Genomic DNA, 18,056 nt, shown 5'->3' on the forward strand with positions numbered 1-18,056 from the left:
ATCGAGCCTAAGATGGAGTCGATGAACCTTGAACGAATTAAAATGAGTCCCCGGTACGGTAGTCCCTCATGCAAGTGACCGAAGACGATCTGGCCTGCTGCGGCATCTTCCGCGAATTGACCCCGGCCCATCGACGCGAATTCCTCGAACTCGTTGAGGTGCGCGAGTACGAGGCCGGACGGACAATCCTCGAAGAGGGTGGGGAAACCCGGAATATCTGGTTCATCATCGCGGGCGTCTGCCGGGTTGAGATGGAGACGGATAACGGGGAAACCCACGAGTTGGCTCGTCTGGAGCGCGGCTCGCTCTTCGGCGAAATGTCGTTCTTCAACCCCGCTCCGCATTCCGCGTCGGTCATTGCCGACACCGATGTCCGTGTGCTGCGGATGAGCAGCGAGCAGTTCGCCCAGTTGGAAATCAGCGGCCTGCGTCCCGCGTATCACATCGCCAGAGAAACGGCGGTCATCCTGTCCGAGCGTCTGCGGAAAATGGATGAGTGGGTGTCCAAGCTGGTCGCGAGAGATTCCGAGGAGCCGCAACGGCAGGAATGGGCCGAATTTCGAGCCAAACTCTACACAAACTGGGAGTTCTAAGTCGTCTCCGGCAGCCGGCCCGACCTGCGTCACTAAGAAGACCACGTTGACAGGGTTGTGCAGACGTAAGATATTTCGATGCCGCGTTGCAGGCCCGAACGCACTGTGACGCTTTGTGTCTTTCAGATTGAGCGATGCTTTCAGATTAAGCAATGACTGACCTACAGCAGTATGCCGTCAATGTTGCCACGAAGGCTCGAGCAGCCTCGCGGGTGCTTGTCGCTGCGCGGGGCGAAACCAAGAACCTCTGGTTGACCAAGTGCGCTGCGGCCATCCGGGAGCGGCGCAAAGAATTACAGGCGGAGAACCAGCGCGATCTCGACAAGGCTCCCGAGTACGGGCTGACCGAGGCGGCGATCGATCGGCTGGAACTGACCGACAGCCGCCTTGAGTCGATTGCGACCGCGATAGAGGAGATCATAGCCCTGCCCGATCCGGTGGGCCGGGTGCTCGGCAGCAATGTGCGGCCGAACGGGTTGAACGTGACGAAGGTCCGCGTGCCGCTCGGTGTGATCTTCTTCATCTATGAGTCGCGGCCCAACGTCACGGTCGACGCCGCGGCACTCTGCGTCAAAAGCGGCAACGCGATCATCCTGCGGGGCGGAAAAGAAGCTTTTCACAGCAATCAGGCTCTGCACGCCCTGTTGAGCGAGATTCTCTCCGAGGTCGGCCTCCCCGCCGACGCCGTGCAAATGGTCACGACGACCGATCGTGAAGCGGTCGGTCACTTTTTAAAGCTCGGCGACGAGATCGATCTCACAATTCCGCGAGGCGGAAAAGGATTGATCCAGCGAGTCACGGCTGACGCCGCCATGCCGGTGCTCAAGCACTTGGACGGCGTATGCCACGTTTACATTGACCGATCGGCCGATATCAGCCGGGCGATCGAAATTACGGTCAACAGCAAAGCGCAGCGACCGGGCGTTTGTAATGCCGCTGAGAGCCTGCTCGTCCACGCGGCGATCGCCACGGACTTTCTTCCGGCCGTTTATGACGCCCTAAGTTCTGCCGGAGTCGAGATCGTCGGTTGCGAACGGACCCGCGAAATTCTTCCGCAAGTGGCGGCCGCGTCCGAAGAAGATTTTCGCACGGAATATCTCGCGCTCAAAATTTCCGTGCGCGTCGTCGATTCGACGGCTGACGCGATCGAACACGTCAACAAATACGGTTCGGGACATACCGAATCAATTGTGACGACCGACATCGCGTCGATGCAGCAGTTTACAACAGGTTGCGATTCGGCCGCGGTCATCGTTAACGCGAGCACGCGGTTTAACGACGGCGGCGAATTCGGGCTCGGCGCGGAGATCGGCATCAGCACCGATAAATTTCACGCCCGCGGCCCCTGCGGCTTGGAAGAACTGACGACCTATAAATATGTCGCCTTCGGCGACGGGCAAATCCGAGAGTAGCAATAAGTAGGTCGGGCTGTGCCCGACGAATCAAAGCAATCACGTCCATTTGCAACGAGATTGCTGTTCAAAGTTGAGTCCATCACAAGTCGAACAAGTCGCTCTATTGCGGCCTAATTTTCCTCCTGAACTCTCACCTACGATTTCCTAAAGCTCACCTTAACCCGGCATCTCGATGTCCGACGTACTAAGCCAAAACGAAGTCGAATCGCTGCTGGCAGCGCTCGATGGCGATGCGTCTGCATCGGATTTTGGGGGCGGGGGCGGACAGGATCCGGCGCCTCGAACCGGCGGGCAGATCAGCGTCTATGACTTCAAGCGCCCCGAACGCGTCAGCAAAGAGCAGATGCGGGCCTTTCAGGCGCTCCACGAAGGGTTTAGCCGCGAATTCGGTGCGGCCCTCAGCGGCATGCTTCGCTCGATCGTCGAGGTCCGGCTGATCAGCGTCGACCAGTTGACCTACAGCGAGTTCGTCTTCAGCCTCGAAAACCCGACCTGCTTCAACCTATTGGAGTCGAAGGGTCTTGAAGGCAACTTAATCCTCGACCTGAACCCCTCCATTATTTTTCCGGTCGTCGATCGCCTGCTCGGCGGCGGAAGGCATGCTCGACTTTCGAACCCGAATCGCGCCCTGACGGAAATTGAATTACGGCTTGTTTCGCGAATCACCCAACTCGCGATGCGGGGCTTGGAGAAAGCCTGGAGCAACCTCTGCTCGCTCGACCTGCACGTCACACAGGTCGAAAGCAACCCACAGTTGGTGCAGATCGTCCCGCCGAACGAAGTCATCGTCCTGATCAGCTTCGAGATTTCGATGGGGGACATGCGCGGGATTATGAACCTGTGCATTCCCTTCAATACGATCGAGCCACTCTCCGGCAAGCTGTCGTCCGATACGTGGTCGGCTTATACCAAACGTGCGGCTGATGAGAGGCAAAAATTAAGCCTTGAGAAAAGCGTCGGCAAAGCGAAGGTGAAACTCGCTGTGCAGGTGGCCGAGACGACCGTTACCGCTGACGAAATCGCCGGTTTAGCGGTCGGCGATATTATTCTGACGCAGCGAGACCAATCGTCCGGATTGGAGATCTATCTGGAGGGCCGCCCGATGTTTCGGGGCTCGCCGGGAATGCTCAAAGGCCACAAAGCGATTCGCGTCGGCGAACGAATTCGACCGGCGAAAGAGCTGATCGCCCAACAATTGGGTGAGTCGGACGAGCCTGAGAAAAAGTAAAGCCGCTGCCGCGGCCGGTGCTTTCGGCGGATGCTCAAACCGCGGCGGGCTCTGCGTTCGCACCGGAAAGAGCAATCAGCAATCGCTCGAGTTCGACCCTGTCAGGGAGTCGTCCGCCACCTTTGACGCTTTCGTCGGCCCGAAGCAAGACGTTTCGAAATTGCTCGGCGCGGGGGCGACCGACACGACGAAGATACTGCTCCGTCTGACCAATTTCTCGAGGAAAGACCCCGGCCGACTTGAGCGCTGCTGCGAGTGGAGTCCCCTTGGACGATTCATCGACCCCCTTCATGATGCGTCGATAGGTATAATTGATTCCGCCCAGCACGCGTTGAGGCGCCTCCCCCGCCGTCAGCAGCGCATCGAGCTGCCGCATCGCCGAGTCGATGTCGCCGGTTCGAATGGCGGACAGCATTTCAAATGTCGTCTTCGTGCTCCAACCGCCGACCAACGCGGTGACGTCCTCGACAGAGATCTCGCTTCGGTCCCCCGCATAAGCTGAGAGCTTCGACAACTCCTGCGATAGCAATCCGAGGTCATCGCCGGCCAGTTCGACGATCAAACCGGCGGCATCAGGGCCGAGCTTTTTCTCGTGGACTGAAGCCGCCTCGTCTTTCAGCCAGCGAACCAAGGCCGCACCTTTGATCGCCTTGCATTCAATCGCGGTGGAATCGGGCGATGCGGCGACGGCTTTCGCCAGCTTCGTATTCTTTGGCCACGAATTGACTTCAAGGATCAGGGTCGATCCCTTGGACGGCTTCGGGACGTATTTTTCGAGCCCCGACCGAAAGTTGCTGACGAACTTATCGGCGTCTTCGACCACAACGAGACGCGTGTCGCCCCACATTGAGACGGTGCGAACTTCGTCCAAGACCGATTGCAGATCGGCCTGCTCACCCGGAAATCGCGTTGATGCAGCGTCTTCATCCCCACCGAGTACGATTTCCTCGATCCGTTCTCGGACGCCGCGTTTGAAGTGCGGCTCGTCTCCGAACAGCACGGTGATCGCAGGAACGTCGGGAGACTTCTTCTTTAAAAACTCGGTCGCATGCACGTTGCGATTCCTCCCGTTGACCGTCGACTCACCTGCGACCTAAATTCCCGGTCGGTTATTTTGGCACATGTCGTAACGACGCGACACTGTTCAAACAATTGCTTCACCATTTCGCCAATCGAGCAACCTTGGCAATCACCGACAGTCTTCACCGCGAACGAGAGGAGTCGGCCGAAGACGTAGCAGAATACGTCTGCCCGGGCGAACGCGCGGCGATTTCGCCAGCCGTTCACCTATCGCGAGTGGCTCGCGGATATCACAAATGCCGCCGATGCCCGCACAATCCAGCGATTGTGGATTTGAACTCCGGCGAGGCACCCGTCGATCAGCTTGCGGTCGACCTACCTGATGACAGGGATGACCGCTGCACGGGCCTGTTTCGCCGCGACTTGGGAACGGCGGAGTTGGAGCTCATTGCCGGTCGTTTCGCGGTTCAATTGCACAACCGGCAGGAATTTCCGCTCGCTTCCGGCGGGCGGACCGGACAACAGCCCCTTCCCTCAGTCGTCGTCGGATACGGCGACGGCCCTCACGATGCGGAGGTCGCACTTCGCTTATCGGCCACGCTCCGCCGGTACGGATGCACGACGCTCTCGATCGGTGCTGTGACAGCCTCGGCGATGCGTTTCGGCGTCCACCACCTCGACGCCGACGGCGGCGTTCACGCTTCGTCCGGCGGGTTGGCGACAGGGCGGATCGGCGTCCGTCTGCTCGATCGTGACTCGTTTTCCGAATCGGTAGAAAGCTGGCAAACGTCAGTTTCCGGGCTGCGAACTCATGAGCCGATTACTCCGACCCGACGCGGCGGCTCTACCCGTTCCTTCGACGTCACGGTCCCCTATTCGGCTGCATTCCTGAAACACTTTCGCGGCACACTCGGGCAAGGCGTTGCGGTCGAGTGTGACTCCAAACTATGGCTGAAGAATTGCCGGCGGGTCGGCGATGCGGTCGGGCTATCGATCACTGATCCCACCACATCGGGTTCGAAGGCATTCGAACTTGTCGTCGATCCGGAGGGTGAGCGGACCGCGATCCATGACGAATTGCGGAACCCTGTCGGATCGGCCGAACTAATTTCACTCCTGTCGCGTGATGCCTTACGCGAGCATCCGGGCAGTTCGATCGTGCTCGATTGGGACCTTGCCCGAAAATTTCGCCCTCTCATCACATCACTCGGTGGGGACTGCGTTCCCAGCAATAGTTCGCCACGTTCGATGGCGGCAACAATTCGAGACCACCGGGGCCTCCTCGGTTTCGACTCAACGGGTCGCATCTGGTACCGCCAGGACGTTCCGACCGCCGATGTCCTGTTGGTCCTCGCCCATCTCGCCCGGATCCTCAGCCGCAGTCGCGAACCGCTTTCGAAACTCCTGCGACGCGAAGCCTTGCTGAGGCATGAACCTGCGGAAGCGATGACGTAGGCCTTATTGAGAGCGTCATCGTTCCAAATTGGCCGACCCGAATCGTGGTGATAAAGAAAAACCCCGCCGCAAGCTGCGACGGGGTTTTTATAGATTGACTGTCAAACGAATCAGTCGTCTGTCGAATCGGAGGAGTCACCTTCAGGGGAGTCGGTACCGGCAGCCGCTCCAACCAACTCTTCCTTCGGCTCTTCTTCGGCCGTGCTACCGACGAAGTCGAGGTGCTTGTCCTCGCCAACTTCTTTGACTTCGACGGTGATCAGGTTGTGGCCTTCAAACGCCCCGCGAAGCAATTCTTCACTGAGCGGGTCTTCGATATAGGTACCGATCGACCTGCGGAGCGGCCGGGCTCCGTATTCGACGTCGGCTCCCTTTTCGACGACATATTCCCGCGCGGCTTCGGTCAATTCGAGCTTGAGGTCACGCTCGGCGAGCCGATCGCGAACCTTGCCGAGTTCAATCTCGACGATGTCTTTCAGTTCTTCCTTAGTCAGTTTGCGGAAGACCACGACCTCGTCGAGACGACCGAGGAACTCGGGGCGGAAGTGCCGTTCGAGTTCGCCCATCACGTCCTGCTTCATATCCTGATAAGACCGCTCTTTATCGCGATCGGCGACCGCGTGCAGCCCGAAGCCGCCCGAAGCGATCTGCTTCGCACCGGCATTCGTGGTCAGGATCATGATCGTGTTCTTAAAGTCGACCTTCCGACCGAAGCTGTCGGTCAGGTGGCCTTCTTCCATGATCTGAAGCAGCATATTAAACACGTCGGGGTGAGCCTTCTCGATTTCATCGAGCAGGACCACCGAATACGGACGGCGACGAATCTTTTCCGTCAACTGACCGCCTTCTTCGTAACCGACATATCCCGGAGGCGCACCGATCAGTCGGCTGACGTTGTGCTTTTCCATGTACTCGCTCATGTCGATTTGAATGAGCGAGTCCTGATCGCCGAACATAAATTCGGCGAGTGTCTTGGCGAGCAGCGTTTTGCCGACCCCGGTCGGTCCGGCGAATAGGAAGACCCCGGTCGGACGTTTCGGGTCCTTAAGACCGGCCCGGCTACGGCGAACCGCTTTACAGACCTGCTTGATTGCCTCGTCCTGGCTGACGACGCGTTTGTGAAGTTCCTGCTCCATCTCAAGCAGCCGCACGGCGTCTTCGCTCGAGAGGCGAGTCAGTGGAATGCCGGTCATTTTGGCAACGACTTCGGCGATCACCTCTTCGTCGACCACGCCGTCAACTTCGTCCGCCTTCTCGCGCCATTCCTTGGTCATCTGCTCCTTCTTCTTGCGAACCTTATCGGCCTGATCACGTAGCGACGCGGCCTTTTCGAAGTCCTGATTGGCGACCGCTTCCTCTTTGAGCTGATTGAACTTTTCGATCTCGTCTTCGAGCTCCTTCAGATCGGGCGGGCGGACCATGCTGCGGAGTCGGATCCGGGCGCCCGCTTCGTCAATCACGTCGATCGCCTTATCGGGCAGCGCACGATCGGTGATATAGCGGGTCGAAAATTCGACGGCAGCTTTCAGGCCTTCGTCGGTAATTTTCACCTTGTGATGCTGCTCGTAGCGTTCACGCAGGCCCTTAAGGATTTCGACCGCCTGTTCGGCAGACGGCGGCTCAACGTTGACCTTCTGGAAGCGACGTTCGAGGGCGCTGTCCTTCTCAATATATTTGCGATACTCGTCGAGCGTCGTCGCACCGATGCATTGCAACTCGCCGCGCGATAACGCGGGCTTGAGTACGTTGGACGCGTCGATGGCGCCTTCAGCACCGCCAGCTCCGACGAGAGTGTGAAGTTCGTCGATGAACAAAATCGTATTCTTCGCGCGGCGGACTTCATTCATCACCGCTTTGATGCGCTCTTCAAACTGCCCGCGATACTTGGTGCCGGCGACCATCATGGCGAGGTCGAGCACCACGATGCGGCGGTCACGGAGCAGTTCTGGAACGTTGCCGTCGACGACCATCTGGGCAAACCCCTCGACGATCGCGGTCTTACCGACGCCCGCTTCGCCCAGCAGAACCGGGTTGTTCTTCTGTCGGCGGCAGAGAATCTGCGTGACGCGTTCGATCTCGTGTTCGCGACCGATGACCGGGTCGAGCTTGCCCTGCTTGGCGAGTTCGGTCAGATCGCGACCGAAGCTGTCCAGAGCCGGCGTTTTGCTTTTACCCGATCCTTTCGAAGACGAACTTCCGCCGCCACCGCCCCCGGCTCGTTCCCCGCCTTCGGTACCTTCGATGCCGTGGCCGAGTAGATTGAGAACTTCGTCGCGGACGTCTTCGAGTTTGAGACCCAGGTTCATCAAAACCTGAGCGGCGACGCCTTCCTGCTCACGCAGCAGTCCCAGCAGCAAGTGCTCGGTGCCAACGTAGTTGTGGTTGAGGTTGCGAGCCTCTTCCATCGCGTATTCGATGACCTTTTTGGCCCGCGGCGTTTGCGGGAGCTTGCCCATCGTGACCATATCGGGCCCCGACTGGACGATCTTCTCGACTTCGAGGCGAATCTTTCGCAGGTCGACATCGAGATTCTTCAGAACATTCGCCGCGACGCCGGAACCTTCTTTGACCAGACCGAGCAAGATGTGCTCGGTGCCGATATATTCGTGGTTAAAGCGTTGGGCCTCCTGATTGGCCAACTGCATTACCTTCCGGGCACGGTCGGTAAATCGTTCATACATAGGGGTTTCTCCTTGAATCGGCCGCTGTGAACCGTCGCGGGGCGTTCGTGTTCGAACCGCTCCGGCGAGAGACTTCGCCGGGCCGGACGACTTCATGACTGCTTATTTGACAGGTGATCGCTTCCGAAGACTGTGACGCAAACGGTATGCCCTTCCGGCAAACCCGCCTGCAGATGCCTGAAGTCGGCGTCCTGTTTATCTTAGACCGCTCCGGCGACGCCGCGGCAGAATTTCCGCAGACGAGGGGCAGTTGGAGCGAAGCAATGTCGACAAGTGCAGCCGACTTGCGAGGATAGGGCCGAAAAACGATCGCCCCCCCAACGTGGGGACACCGCGCGATCGGTGGCACCCGACACTCCGTTTTTCGTAGTACAATCATTCCATTAATCCCAATCCTCATGATGCTACTTCCGCATGGCCGGGCCGACAACTGCGTAACCCCGGTTCCTCGGAATTGCGTTCGGCCCCGGAGACCGAATTGAAGCGAATTCATTTTACCAGTGCGGCCCAGCGTATTTTCGATGCCGCATCGTCCTACACGATCCTCAGGCGGGGCTCCGTCGTGGAGCCGTCCGACCTGTTGGCCGCGCTTTTTTCCGACGAATCGGCCGGGGCGGCGCTTCTCGGCGAGATCGGTTTTCCTCCACCATCAACGCAAACGGTCACGACGGTCGAAGCCAGGACCGCGGCCGACACGCTCCCGATCCCCGAGCCGTCGGAGACGACCGATCGCATCAGAGACCGCGCGATCGCTCTGGCCCGTCGATTCGGCGGGCGAGAGGTCAGCAGCGAACACCTCGCCGTCGCCCTGCTCGAAATCGAGTCTCCGATTCGCGATACGGCGAACTCGGCAAGGCTCGACCCAGACACGGTCCGCGATCGGCTGGACGAATCGATCGCGATGGGAGAAGTCGTCGAGGTCGATTTTCAGTTGGACGTTGATGGCCCGCACTCGCCGGAAAGCCCGACCGACGATTCGATCTCCCTGCGCCGCGAATCTCGACGTACTGAGTCGGTTGATCTGTTCGATCCCGCCGTCGCGCGGATCATCGACGCGACGGCGAATCGCTGCCGTGAGGGACTCCGCGTGGTTGAGGACTTCGCAAGATTTGTCCGCGACGATCCGTCGGCCACCCAATCACTCAAGTCACTACGTCACGGTTTCGCCGAGGCAATGAACCTCATTCCGACCGAATGGTTGCTGTCATCGCGAAACACCGGCGGAGATGTCGGGACATCCATCACGACCGAGGCGGAACGATCACGGTCGTCGCCAGAGCATGTGGCGGCGGCAAGTTTAAAGCGGGTGCAGGAGTCGCTGCGCAGTCTGGAAGAATACGGCAAACTCATCGATCCCCGGTTTGCGGAGTCGATCGAGCGACTGCGCTATCGCGCGTATGAAACCGAGCAGCAATTGATCGTGCCGACCACTCCGGGCGGGGAGCTGTCCGCGGCACACCTCATGCTCTTACTGCCCGCCATGTTGCCGGGTCGAGACCTTACTCAAGTTGCTATGCAGGCAATCGCGGGCGGGGTCGACGTGATTCAGTTGCGTGACAAAAATGCGAATGATCATGTGCTGCTTGAAGCGGGTCGGATCTTCCGCGAATTAACCCGGAACCACGGGATCCGATTGATTATGAATGATCGACCCGATGTTGCGGTCGCCATCGAAGCAGACGGCGTTCATCTCGGGCAGGACGACCTGCCGATCAAAACGGCTCGTAGAATTATCGGACCGGACCGAATAGTCGGCACATCGACGCATTCGATCGAGCAAATTCAACAGGCTGTTCGCGACGGTGCCGACTACGTCGGCGTCGGGCCGACATTCGCCTCGACGACGAAGCACTTTGCGGAGTTTACCGGTGTGGAGTTGCTCCGGGCAGCCGGAGAAGTCGCATCCATACCGATGTTCGCAATCGGCGGGATCGATGCCGGCAACGTTTCTGAGGTTGCCGCTGCGGGCTTCGGACGCGTTGCCGTCAGCGGCGCGATCTTAAACGCCGATGACCCTCGGCAAGCGGCGATGAACATCAGGGCGGCGCTTGACATGATCGAATAAAGAAAGCCCACGGGTTGCAACCCGTGGGCTTTCGATTTTTTCTTGAGCGCGTCGCATCATGATTAGAGCTTAATCAAAATTTTGGGACTTCCATCACGCTCGGGACGGGGTCGCAAAGCCACGTGCGGCGAGTCGGTCTCTCCGGCGACACTTCACGCGGAAATGAAATGGATTCGGCAATCAGAACCTCTTGACCAGACCGAGAGTCTTTCGCCATCTTCGCGCCGAAGTTCTTGGCGAGCTTCGCAATCTCAGGATCGTTTCGGTCGTTAAAACTGCCGACCGTCACGAGAGAATAGTGCTTGTCGTGCCAGACGTAAGCCGGAATCTTATAGTCACTCCGCAAGGCCCGCGTCATCTGCTCCGCATCCTGTGCGATTAAGTCTTCCGTGCGTGACCACGGTTTCGTAATTGCCGTTTGTATGTCTCGCACGGAAGGCAAGAAAGTGGCATAGCCGTCATTGTCCGTCGTTCCCCCGATTTGTTGAATTTGGTCATCGGAAAACATACGGCGTCCGCTGATCCCGTTCTCTGTCGGGTCAAACGACTTGTCGCGATGGGCGTAGATCGACTCGGCACGCGACGTCGCGATGACGAGCGTGTACTTGCCCTGATTCTTAAGCAAAGAAATGTCTTCGGCGACGTCGTAATTAAGTTGCTTCAGTAAGGTTTCATCCGAGTCATGCGCCAGCGTTTGGGCATTTTGCATCGGATTGACCGTCAGAAACGCACCGCCGAGCGGCCCCTTCTGACCGGGCGTCGGCTTATAGAGTCCGCCGTTTTCGAGAATCATAATGTCGACCGATTTGAATCGCTGGCCGTTCGTCAAAAACTTCGGCTCAAACCCTTTGATCCACTCCAAGGTGCGGTGAGCAATTTCGCCACCGCCACGTGAACGGTCATCGGGTCGGCTCGATTTATAATTGCCGGCGAGAACACACACGCCACCTTCAAATGCTTTATAAAAAGCGGCGAAGCCCGGAGGGGGCGCGACGTCATCGGCCCGCTGATACTTGTTCTTCACTTCAAACACGTAGGCCGGCACGCCTTTGGTTCGCAATTCGAAAACCAATTCGTCCGCGGCCTGTCGTGGGGTCATCCCTTTGTTCGACTCCTGCCCGGATTGCCGATACGTGTCGACGATATCAGCCGTCTTTTCCGGCTTGCGGAAGGCCGCCACCATGACCATCCAAGGGCCGTGCTTGGGCGTCAGCTTGTAGTCATATCCGCGAACCGCGTGTATTTTTCCGGCTTGCGCGTCGGCACAGACCGAGACGACCAACATCAATGCAAACAAAGTGACTGTACTGCGTCGAAAACCCACGGCTCGACTCTCCTCGCTCACCGAACAACGGACGCGGTCGATTTGACAAAAATCGCGACGGTCCTTGAAATTATTTCAAGTTCCGCCGGGTTCTAGAAAACCTTCCGAACCGGGTCCAGAGCGATTCGCCGAGTCACCTCACTGTTCAGCAAGTTTAGCCGCGACCGCCAGGGAAGCGCTCCTTCACGGTCGTTGCTAAGCGGAACATCAGGCGCCGGGGAATGATCCGCCTAATTCATGCCGCTGCAGTTCGGTCAGGGCCACGATGCCGCCCTCGGCGAGATCCAGTTGAGCTTCGAGCACTCCGCGGGGAAATGCCTGCCCTTCAGCGGTCCCCTGCACTTCGACGTAGGTGCCGACCCCGGTCATCACGACGTTGAGATCGACGTCTGCGGTGCTGTCTTCGTGATAATCGAGATCGAGGACCGGCTTGCCGTCGACCACGCCGACACTGATCGCCGCGATGCTGCCCTTGAGAATCGGCCGGTCGACAAGGGGATCGGGCAACGTCGCGATAGCCGCACACAGGGCCACAAATCCGCCCGTGATACTGAGCGTCCGCGTCCCGCCGTCAGCTCGAAGCACGTCGCAATCGATGACGATCGTCCGTTCGCCGAGTGCCTCGAAATCGACGACCGAACGCAGGCTGCGACCGATCAGCCGTTGAATTTCGGTCGATCGTCCATCCGCACGGCGAGCCTTACGCGGGGCAGTACTGCCGGGAAGCATCGAATATTCCGCGGTCACCCATCCGGAAATCGGTTCCTTGCCTTTTTTCCAAGGCGGGACCGATTCTTCGATACTGGCGGTACACAGGACGGTCGTCTGTCCCGCCGAAATCAGCACGCTGCCCGGCGCAGCCGAGTCGAACGGCCGTTGAATCGTGATGGGCCGCAACTCGTCCGCTCTTCGTCCGTCGTGTCGCATCGTTGAAGTCTCGCATGGCGAAAGGTCGCTTCGGGTCGCCGAGCATAGGCTCGCAAGCGAGAAGGGAGAAGCGAGTCGCACACCAGCCCGCAACGCAAGCAAGAAATTAAAGCATCAATGTTTCGCGACTCGCGCATTCGCCCAAGTGAAATCAGACTGCGAATCACGCGTCACCAACCGCAATACGCGTTGCATCGCATCCCCGAACGCATCGCTCTACAATTCGCTCCGCGCGATTGTCTCTTGGGAAACGGGCCTTGGACGGCAGACTCAGCAGTTCATCGAGCAAGATTCTGCTCGGTACTCTCCTCTTCGCGCTTTTTTGCGCGATCGCGGTGTACGTGTACGTCACGGCCGGTTGGTCGGTCCTTGATGCGCTCTACATGGTCGCGATCACGATTTCGACCGTCGGCTACGGCGAACCGGTCGATACATCCGCACAGCCGTACGTCCGGGCGTTCACGACTTTGTTCGCCCTTGTGAGCACCATCGCAACGGTCTACGTGATCGGCGGCCTGGTGCAGATGGTGGCCGAGGGCGAATTCAACCGGGCAATGGGGGCCAGACGAATGACGACGGGAATCGGAAAGCTGAGCGGACATGCGATCATTTGCGGGTACGGTCGCGTCGGCCAGATCCTCGCCCGCGACCTGAGACAATTCGGAATTCCGTTCGTGATCGTCGATCTCAACGCCGAGCGGCTGCACGACGCCGAAGCCGGGGGCGATCTCGTGGTGATCGGGAATGCGAGTGAAGAGGAAACGTTGCAGGCGGCCGGCATCGAGCGGGCCCGATATCTCGCGACGGTCCTGCCCGACGATGCCGCGAATGTCTTTATCACGCTGACCGCCCGCGATTTGAAGTCAGACATTTTCGTGATCGCTCGGGCCGAAGACCCTTCGACCGAAAAGAAACTCAAACGCTCCGGGGCCGATCGCATCGTTTTGCCCGCGCAAATCGGGGCGACGCGAATCGCGAGTCTGATCGCCCATCCGAGCGCCGAGAGTATCCTTTCGGACGACCAGAGCGTCGACGAGTTCAACAACATGCTCGGTACGATCGGACTGTCGATGGCCGAAATTCCGATTCCGCTCGAATCGGAATTTGCGGGTCGCCCTTTGGCCGAGGTCGAAATCGCCGGCGGCATCGGCTTTCTGATCGTCGCACTGCATCGCAAGTCAGACGGAGCCATCATCCGCCAGCCCGAAGGCAAGACCATCCTCGAAGCGGGCGACAGCCTGATGGTGCTCGGTTACAATGCCGCGCTGCCGAAGCTCAGTCGGCGAGCACAAAGTGACCATCGCATCCGTTACCGCGGCGCTGCGATGGATAATAATTGAGGCGAAGAATCGTTTCGACAAGCCCGCAGCGCAAGTAACGGACCTCTGGGCAGGACTCGCCAACTACGTCATTATTCGCTCGCGCCGCGAGCTTTGAATTCAATCCAGAACCTGAAGTCTTCAACATGAACGTTATGTCGCGACGCGCTCTGCTGCTCGGTGTCGGTTGCCTGTTTGCCATCGGTTGTGCCGGCGAATTGAGTTCCGAGGGGCCGCGCCCGCCGCTCGCAGAGCCCACGCTGACTGAACCCGCGTCCGGCGAGACCTTTCAGGCTCTCTTCAAGACCACTCAAGGGGAGTTCGTGATCAAGGTGCATCGCGATTGGTCGCCCAATGGTGCCGAGCGGTTTCACGAACTCGTCAAGAGCGGCTTCTTCGACGACCAGCGGTTTTTTCGCGTCGTTCCCGGGTTCATGGTCCAATGGGGCATCCCGGGGGATCCCGACGTCGCGGCAAAGTGGGCTGACAAAACGATCCGCGATGACCGCGTCAAACAGTCGAACAAACGCGGCTTCGTCACGTTTGCCAAGTCGGGAGCCCCGAACTCACGGTCGACGCAAATTTTCATCAATTTCGGAAATAACTCTCGGCTCGACGGGGACGGATTCTCACCGTTCGGTGAGGTCGTCCGGGGGATGGACGTCGTCGATTCCCTCTACTCCGGATACGGTGAAAACCCGCGCAATATGAACGTGCAAGGCAATTTGCGGGAATTCGGAAACCAATGGCTCGACATCCAGTTTCCGGAACTCGATCACATTGAATCGGCCCGAATCATTACCGAGAACGGCGAGCCGGCCGAATCGCCGGGGGCCTAATCAACAGCCGGGCCATTCAATCCCGGCCTTCGTCCGGATCGACGGCGGAGGAGGATTCGGGCACTTCGCTGTGACCGCGTGTTTGGTGGAACACGGCCTTTTTCTCACCCGGCAGGGTGAAATCGAACCCGCAGCCGCGGAAGAACTCTTCCGACGAGGTGATCGCCATGACTTCAAGAATTTGCCGGTCTCGGGCCAGGTCGACGCAGTGAGCGACGAGTCGCTTTCCAACGCCGAGGCCGCGTAACTCAGCGCTGACGGCAAGGCTGCGGATTTCGGCCAGTTTCCGAGAGTAGACTTCGAGTGCAGCGAACCCGACGATGCGATCTTCCGTCTCGGCGACAAAACCGGTTCCCACAAGCTGATCAAGTTCTTCCATCGTCCGTTCCAGCAGACGCCCCCCGGCCACGAAGGGCCGGAGAAATGCGTGAATCGAGGCGATATCCGCCGCGGTTGCTTGGCGGACATCGAATTCGATCGCGTCTTGGCGGGAAGAATGACTGCTCATTCCCAAAGTTTAGTCGCTATCAGCGCCCCTTGAAACTTGCGGCCGACCATCACCCGGCGCTAGGCTGAGCATCTTAGTGGATTCCCCAGTGCTCATTGTCGAAACGACGGCTTTATTGTCGCCGAACCGGTCAGCCACTCACCAGTCGTCTCGGACGACGCACTTCCATGTCACAACACGATTCCGACATGCGTCGCCTTCCACGTAAACCGCTCGTCGATGCAGTCTCGCGAGTGCTCGTCCGGCAGGGGATGTTTGCCGCCGACGCCGGTGTTTCGGCCGAGAGGCTCTTTGATCTGTTGGCGGTCGGAGTGGACGGTATCGAGTGGTTCGGAGGATTGATCAAGAAAATCGAACTGGGGGAAATCGACCCCCGCGGGCAACTCGTGCAGGAGGAAAAGACTGGCGACAGCGGCGTCGTATTCGACGCCGGCCCCCTGTTCCCGCCTGCCGCGTTGACGAAGGTCTGCAAAGCCATCGAGCGATCGGCCGCGACGACGGGCAGCGCCGCCGCCATCGTTTCCATGCGGAACCGATTCGGTCCGGCTTCGCCGTTCGACCTGTTGCCCTACTGCTCGTTGATCACCGACAGCCGATTCATCGGCTGGGCGTCATCTCTGGCCGGTGAAGTCGACGATCCGCCCACCCTGTTTACCCTTCGGCGGACCGATGACGAACTCGTCGCTGTTGATCTGCAACGATTTGATATCGACACGTCGAACCTGCCGCACCTGGCGATCGAGTCGCTGGTTCGAATGCTTGACGATATCGGCTTGGAAGACGTTTATGCGGCTCGCCAAGAAGACGATTCGGCTCCGTCGGTATTGCTCGCCGCTCTACCAAAATCGGAGTTCTCGGCGCTCGCGGAGGCACTCGAAGACTGCGAAAGCAAAGTTATCCCCGCCGAGGATGACCCCATCCCGATGAACGACTTTCGCCGCACGTCGCTGCGGTCGATGCTATCGTCGCACGGCGTCCAATTAGACGAATTCTTCGACGGGTGACGCGGGATTGGTCCCTTTCTCGCCTGAATTATAGCTCCAACACCCGTCGAATCTCTTCTTCGTTGACGGGCCGAATGATGCCCTTCTCTGTGATAAGGGCTTCGATTAACGACGCGGGGGTGACGTCGAAGGCAGGGTTGTAGGTATTGACCTGCTCGGGGGCCGTCCGCTTCCCAAAGCCCATCGTGATTTCGTCCGACTGCCGTTCCTCAATGGGGATTTCATCACCTGTGGACAGCGACATATCGAACGTCGATGACGGAGCGGCGATATAGAACGGAATATCGTGCTGCTTGGCGAGCACTGCGACGGAATAGGTTCCGATCTTGTTGGCCGCATCCCCGTTGGCCGCGATTCGGTCGGCACCGGTCACGACCGCTTTGATTCGGCCTTCCTTCATGACCTGCCCGGCCATGTTGTCGCAGATCAGCGTGCAGGGGACATCCCGCTTCATCAGTTCCCACGCCGTCAGACGCGACCCCTGAAGCAGCGGGCGGGTCTCGTTCGCGTAAACGTGAATCGGCTTACCGGAGGTCACGGCGGCGAAAATCACCGACAACGCCGTGCCGTCGCCCGCCGTCGCCAGCCCCCCGGCATTGCAGTGGGTCATCACACCGCCGTCTGTCGGCAACAATTCCGCGCCATGTCGGCCGATCGCCGCACACATCTCGCGGTCTTCGTGTTCAATCGCCCTCGCTTCTTCCAACAGGCGTTCCGCCATTTCAGTCGGAGGAAAGTCGGAGCAATCGCTCGTCACCTTTCGCATCCGGTCGAGCGCCCAGAACAGGTTGACCGCCGTCGGACGACTCGTGGCCAGATACTCGCAAATCTCTGAAATGCGATTGTCGAACCGGAATCGGTCGTCCCGCAGCGCCGTTTGCGCCCCAAGGACGACCCCGTAAGCCGCGGCCACGCCGATCGCCGGAGCGCCGCGCACCTTGAGCTTTTTAATCGCGTCCCAGACCTCATCGACGGTCGAACACTCGATGTACTCTTCCGTTTCGGGGAGCTTGGTCTGGTCGATCAGACGCAGGGCCCCGTGGATATCGCCTTCCCACCGCATGGTCCGCGGCGGCGCGGTGGTCGAACCGGCCATCATATTTCCTCGTAACGCACACGGATCGACGGGCGGCCCGCAGCAACGGACTGCGTTTTCGATCGACCGTCGAAACTCATCTTACCGTTACGACGCCAAGGCTTCTAACGCGCAACCGACCGCGAACTTTGCCCGGCGATCCGATGTCGATACACTACGATCTCAGCGATACGGTCTCAGCGATGTCGCACACGCACCCGTAGCTCAACTGGATAGAGCACCGGTCTTCGGATAGGTTTCCGGCCTCCGCTTCTACCCTCTAAAACGTAGTGTTTCCAGCGTTTTCCGGGGTTTCCGGCCTCTCGCCCGGCTCGACGAAATCGGCGTAAAAGGCCGTATTCGGAGGCTTTCGCGGCGTAACTACGCCGGTTACGTCTCCCCCTCTCTCCCGGTTCTACCGACCGGCTACGGCTCCCCGGAATCGACCGCGCTAGACCACCGAGAATAGCCCGTACGGGCCTCCGTCACCGGGTGCGGCAATCGGGCTGGGCAGCACGGAGAGGACGCGAAATTCTGTAACCTACACACTCGGCTACGAAAATGAGTTTGACAGTTTCGTGGCCCGCTTTATGGTGGGCGTCG

At 59.1% G+C, this 18,056-nt stretch carries 14 protein-coding genes; 8 read left to right on the forward strand and 6 right to left on the reverse strand.

Features of this window, described 5'->3' with window-relative positions; genetic code table 11:
- Positions 1-68: 68 nt before the first annotated feature.
- The 3 genes from Pan189_RS17435 to fliM all read left to right on the forward strand — a co-directional run bounded on the left by Pan189_RS17435 (position 69) and on the right by fliM (position 3,236).
- On the forward strand, positions 69-593 hold the full coding sequence (locus Pan189_RS17435) for a Crp/Fnr family transcriptional regulator (protein ID WP_145365364.1): 525 nt from the start codon (positions 69-71) through the stop codon (positions 591-593).
- Positions 594-745: 152 nt separating this feature from the next.
- Positions 746-2,005, forward strand: coding sequence for a glutamate-5-semialdehyde dehydrogenase (locus Pan189_RS17440; protein WP_145365365.1), 1,260 nt, complete (start codon positions 746-748; stop codon positions 2,003-2,005).
- A gap of 175 nt (positions 2,006-2,180) precedes the next feature.
- Positions 2,181-3,236, forward strand: coding sequence for a flagellar motor switch protein FliM (gene fliM / locus Pan189_RS17445; RefSeq protein WP_145365366.1), 1,056 nt, complete (start codon positions 2,181-2,183; stop codon positions 3,234-3,236).
- Positions 3,237-3,270: 34 nt separating this feature from the next.
- Here the strand turns inward: fliM and holA are convergent, their stop codons facing one another.
- A complete protein-coding gene (holA, locus tag Pan189_RS17450) occupies positions 3,271-4,290 on the reverse strand; it encodes a DNA polymerase III subunit delta (RefSeq protein ID WP_145365367.1) in 1,020 nt (339 codons plus the stop codon).
- Positions 4,291-4,583: 293 nt separating this feature from the next.
- Between holA and Pan189_RS17455 the strand changes: the two genes are divergently transcribed.
- Positions 4,584-5,711 (forward strand): phosphohexomutase domain-containing protein, encoded by a 1,128-nt coding sequence (locus Pan189_RS17455; RefSeq protein WP_145365368.1) that lies wholly within the window; start codon positions 4,584-4,586, stop codon positions 5,709-5,711.
- Positions 5,712-5,821: 110 nt separating this feature from the next.
- On the opposite strand, the gene Pan189_RS17460 is transcribed toward Pan189_RS17455, so the two are convergent.
- Positions 5,822-8,392 (reverse strand): ATP-dependent Clp protease ATP-binding subunit, encoded by a 2,571-nt coding sequence (locus Pan189_RS17460; protein ID WP_145365369.1) that lies wholly within the window; start codon positions 8,390-8,392, stop codon positions 5,822-5,824.
- Between the two features lie 478 nt (positions 8,393-8,870).
- Between Pan189_RS17460 and Pan189_RS17465 the strand changes: the two genes are divergently transcribed.
- Complete coding sequence (locus tag Pan189_RS17465; RefSeq protein WP_145365370.1) at positions 8,871-10,457, forward strand: thiamine phosphate synthase; 1,587 nt, start codon at positions 8,871-8,873, stop codon at positions 10,455-10,457.
- A gap of 73 nt (positions 10,458-10,530) precedes the next feature.
- Here Pan189_RS17465 and Pan189_RS17470 read toward each other — a convergent pair whose 3' ends face one another.
- Positions 10,531-11,781 (reverse strand): hypothetical protein, encoded by a 1,251-nt coding sequence (locus tag Pan189_RS17470; RefSeq protein WP_145365371.1) that lies wholly within the window; start codon positions 11,779-11,781, stop codon positions 10,531-10,533.
- Positions 11,782-11,988: 207 nt separating this feature from the next.
- On the reverse strand, positions 11,989-12,708 hold the full coding sequence (gene rph, locus Pan189_RS17475; protein WP_145365372.1) for a ribonuclease PH: 720 nt from the start codon (positions 12,706-12,708) through the stop codon (positions 11,989-11,991).
- 257 nt (positions 12,709-12,965) lie between these two features.
- On the opposite strand from rph, the gene Pan189_RS17480 reads away from it, so the two are divergent.
- Both Pan189_RS17480 and Pan189_RS17485 read left to right on the forward strand, forming a co-directional pair.
- Positions 12,966-14,048, forward strand: coding sequence for a potassium channel family protein (locus Pan189_RS17480; protein ID WP_310820712.1), 1,083 nt, complete (start codon positions 12,966-12,968; stop codon positions 14,046-14,048).
- Between the two features lie 125 nt (positions 14,049-14,173).
- Positions 14,174-14,866 carry a peptidylprolyl isomerase gene (locus Pan189_RS17485; RefSeq protein ID WP_310820714.1) on the forward strand — a complete coding sequence of 231 codons (693 nt, stop codon included), beginning with the start codon at positions 14,174-14,176 and terminating at the stop codon, positions 14,864-14,866.
- A gap of 16 nt (positions 14,867-14,882) precedes the next feature.
- Here Pan189_RS17485 and Pan189_RS17490 read toward each other — a convergent pair whose 3' ends face one another.
- A complete protein-coding gene (locus Pan189_RS17490) occupies positions 14,883-15,374 on the reverse strand; it encodes a GNAT family N-acetyltransferase (RefSeq protein WP_145365374.1) in 492 nt (163 codons plus the stop codon).
- A gap of 188 nt (positions 15,375-15,562) precedes the next feature.
- Here Pan189_RS17490 and Pan189_RS17495 point away from each other — a divergent pair, with 188 nt between their 5' ends.
- Positions 15,563-16,378, forward strand: a complete 816-nt coding sequence (locus tag Pan189_RS17495) for a hypothetical protein (RefSeq protein ID WP_310820715.1) — start codon at positions 15,563-15,565, stop codon at positions 16,376-16,378.
- A 28-nt stretch (positions 16,379-16,406) separates the two neighbouring features.
- Here Pan189_RS17495 and mtnA read toward each other — a convergent pair whose 3' ends face one another.
- Entirely contained in the window at positions 16,407-17,474 is a 1,068-nt protein-coding gene (gene mtnA, locus Pan189_RS17500; protein WP_310820716.1) for an S-methyl-5-thioribose-1-phosphate isomerase, read from the reverse strand.
- Positions 17,475-18,056: the final 582 nt, after the last annotated feature.

This window comes from Stratiformator vulcanicus, assembly GCF_007744515.1.
Classification (GTDB): domain Bacteria; phylum Planctomycetota; class Planctomycetia; order Planctomycetales; family Planctomycetaceae; genus Stratiformator; species Stratiformator vulcanicus.

What these genes read in the sequence shown, in the direction of transcription:
- Pan189_RS17490 (WP_145365374.1), bottom strand. Translation starts at nt 15,374, where the DNA reads ATGAGCAGTCATTCTTCCCGCCAAGACGCGATCGAATTCGATGTCCGC.
- Pan189_RS17460 (WP_145365369.1), bottom strand. Translation starts at nt 8,392, where the DNA reads ATGTATGAACGATTTACCGACCGTGCCCGGAAGGTAATGCAGTTGGCC.
- fliM (WP_145365366.1), top strand. Translation starts at nt 2,181, where the DNA reads ATGTCCGACGTACTAAGCCAAAACGAAGTCGAATCGCTGCTGGCAGCG.
- Pan189_RS17485 (WP_310820714.1), top strand. Translation starts at nt 14,174, where the DNA reads ATGAACGTTATGTCGCGACGCGCTCTGCTGCTCGGTGTCGGTTGCCTG.
- mtnA (WP_310820716.1), bottom strand. Translation starts at nt 17,474, where the DNA reads ATGGCCGGTTCGACCACCGCGCCGCCGCGGACCATGCGGTGGGAAGGC.
- Pan189_RS17440 (WP_145365365.1), top strand. Translation starts at nt 746, where the DNA reads ATGACTGACCTACAGCAGTATGCCGTCAATGTTGCCACGAAGGCTCGA.
- rph (WP_145365372.1), bottom strand. Translation starts at nt 12,708, where the DNA reads ATGCGACACGACGGACGAAGAGCGGACGAGTTGCGGCCCATCACGATT.
- Pan189_RS17435 (WP_145365364.1), top strand. Translation starts at nt 69, where the DNA reads ATGCAAGTGACCGAAGACGATCTGGCCTGCTGCGGCATCTTCCGCGAA.
- Pan189_RS17495 (WP_310820715.1), top strand. Translation starts at nt 15,563, where the DNA reads ATGCGTCGCCTTCCACGTAAACCGCTCGTCGATGCAGTCTCGCGAGTG.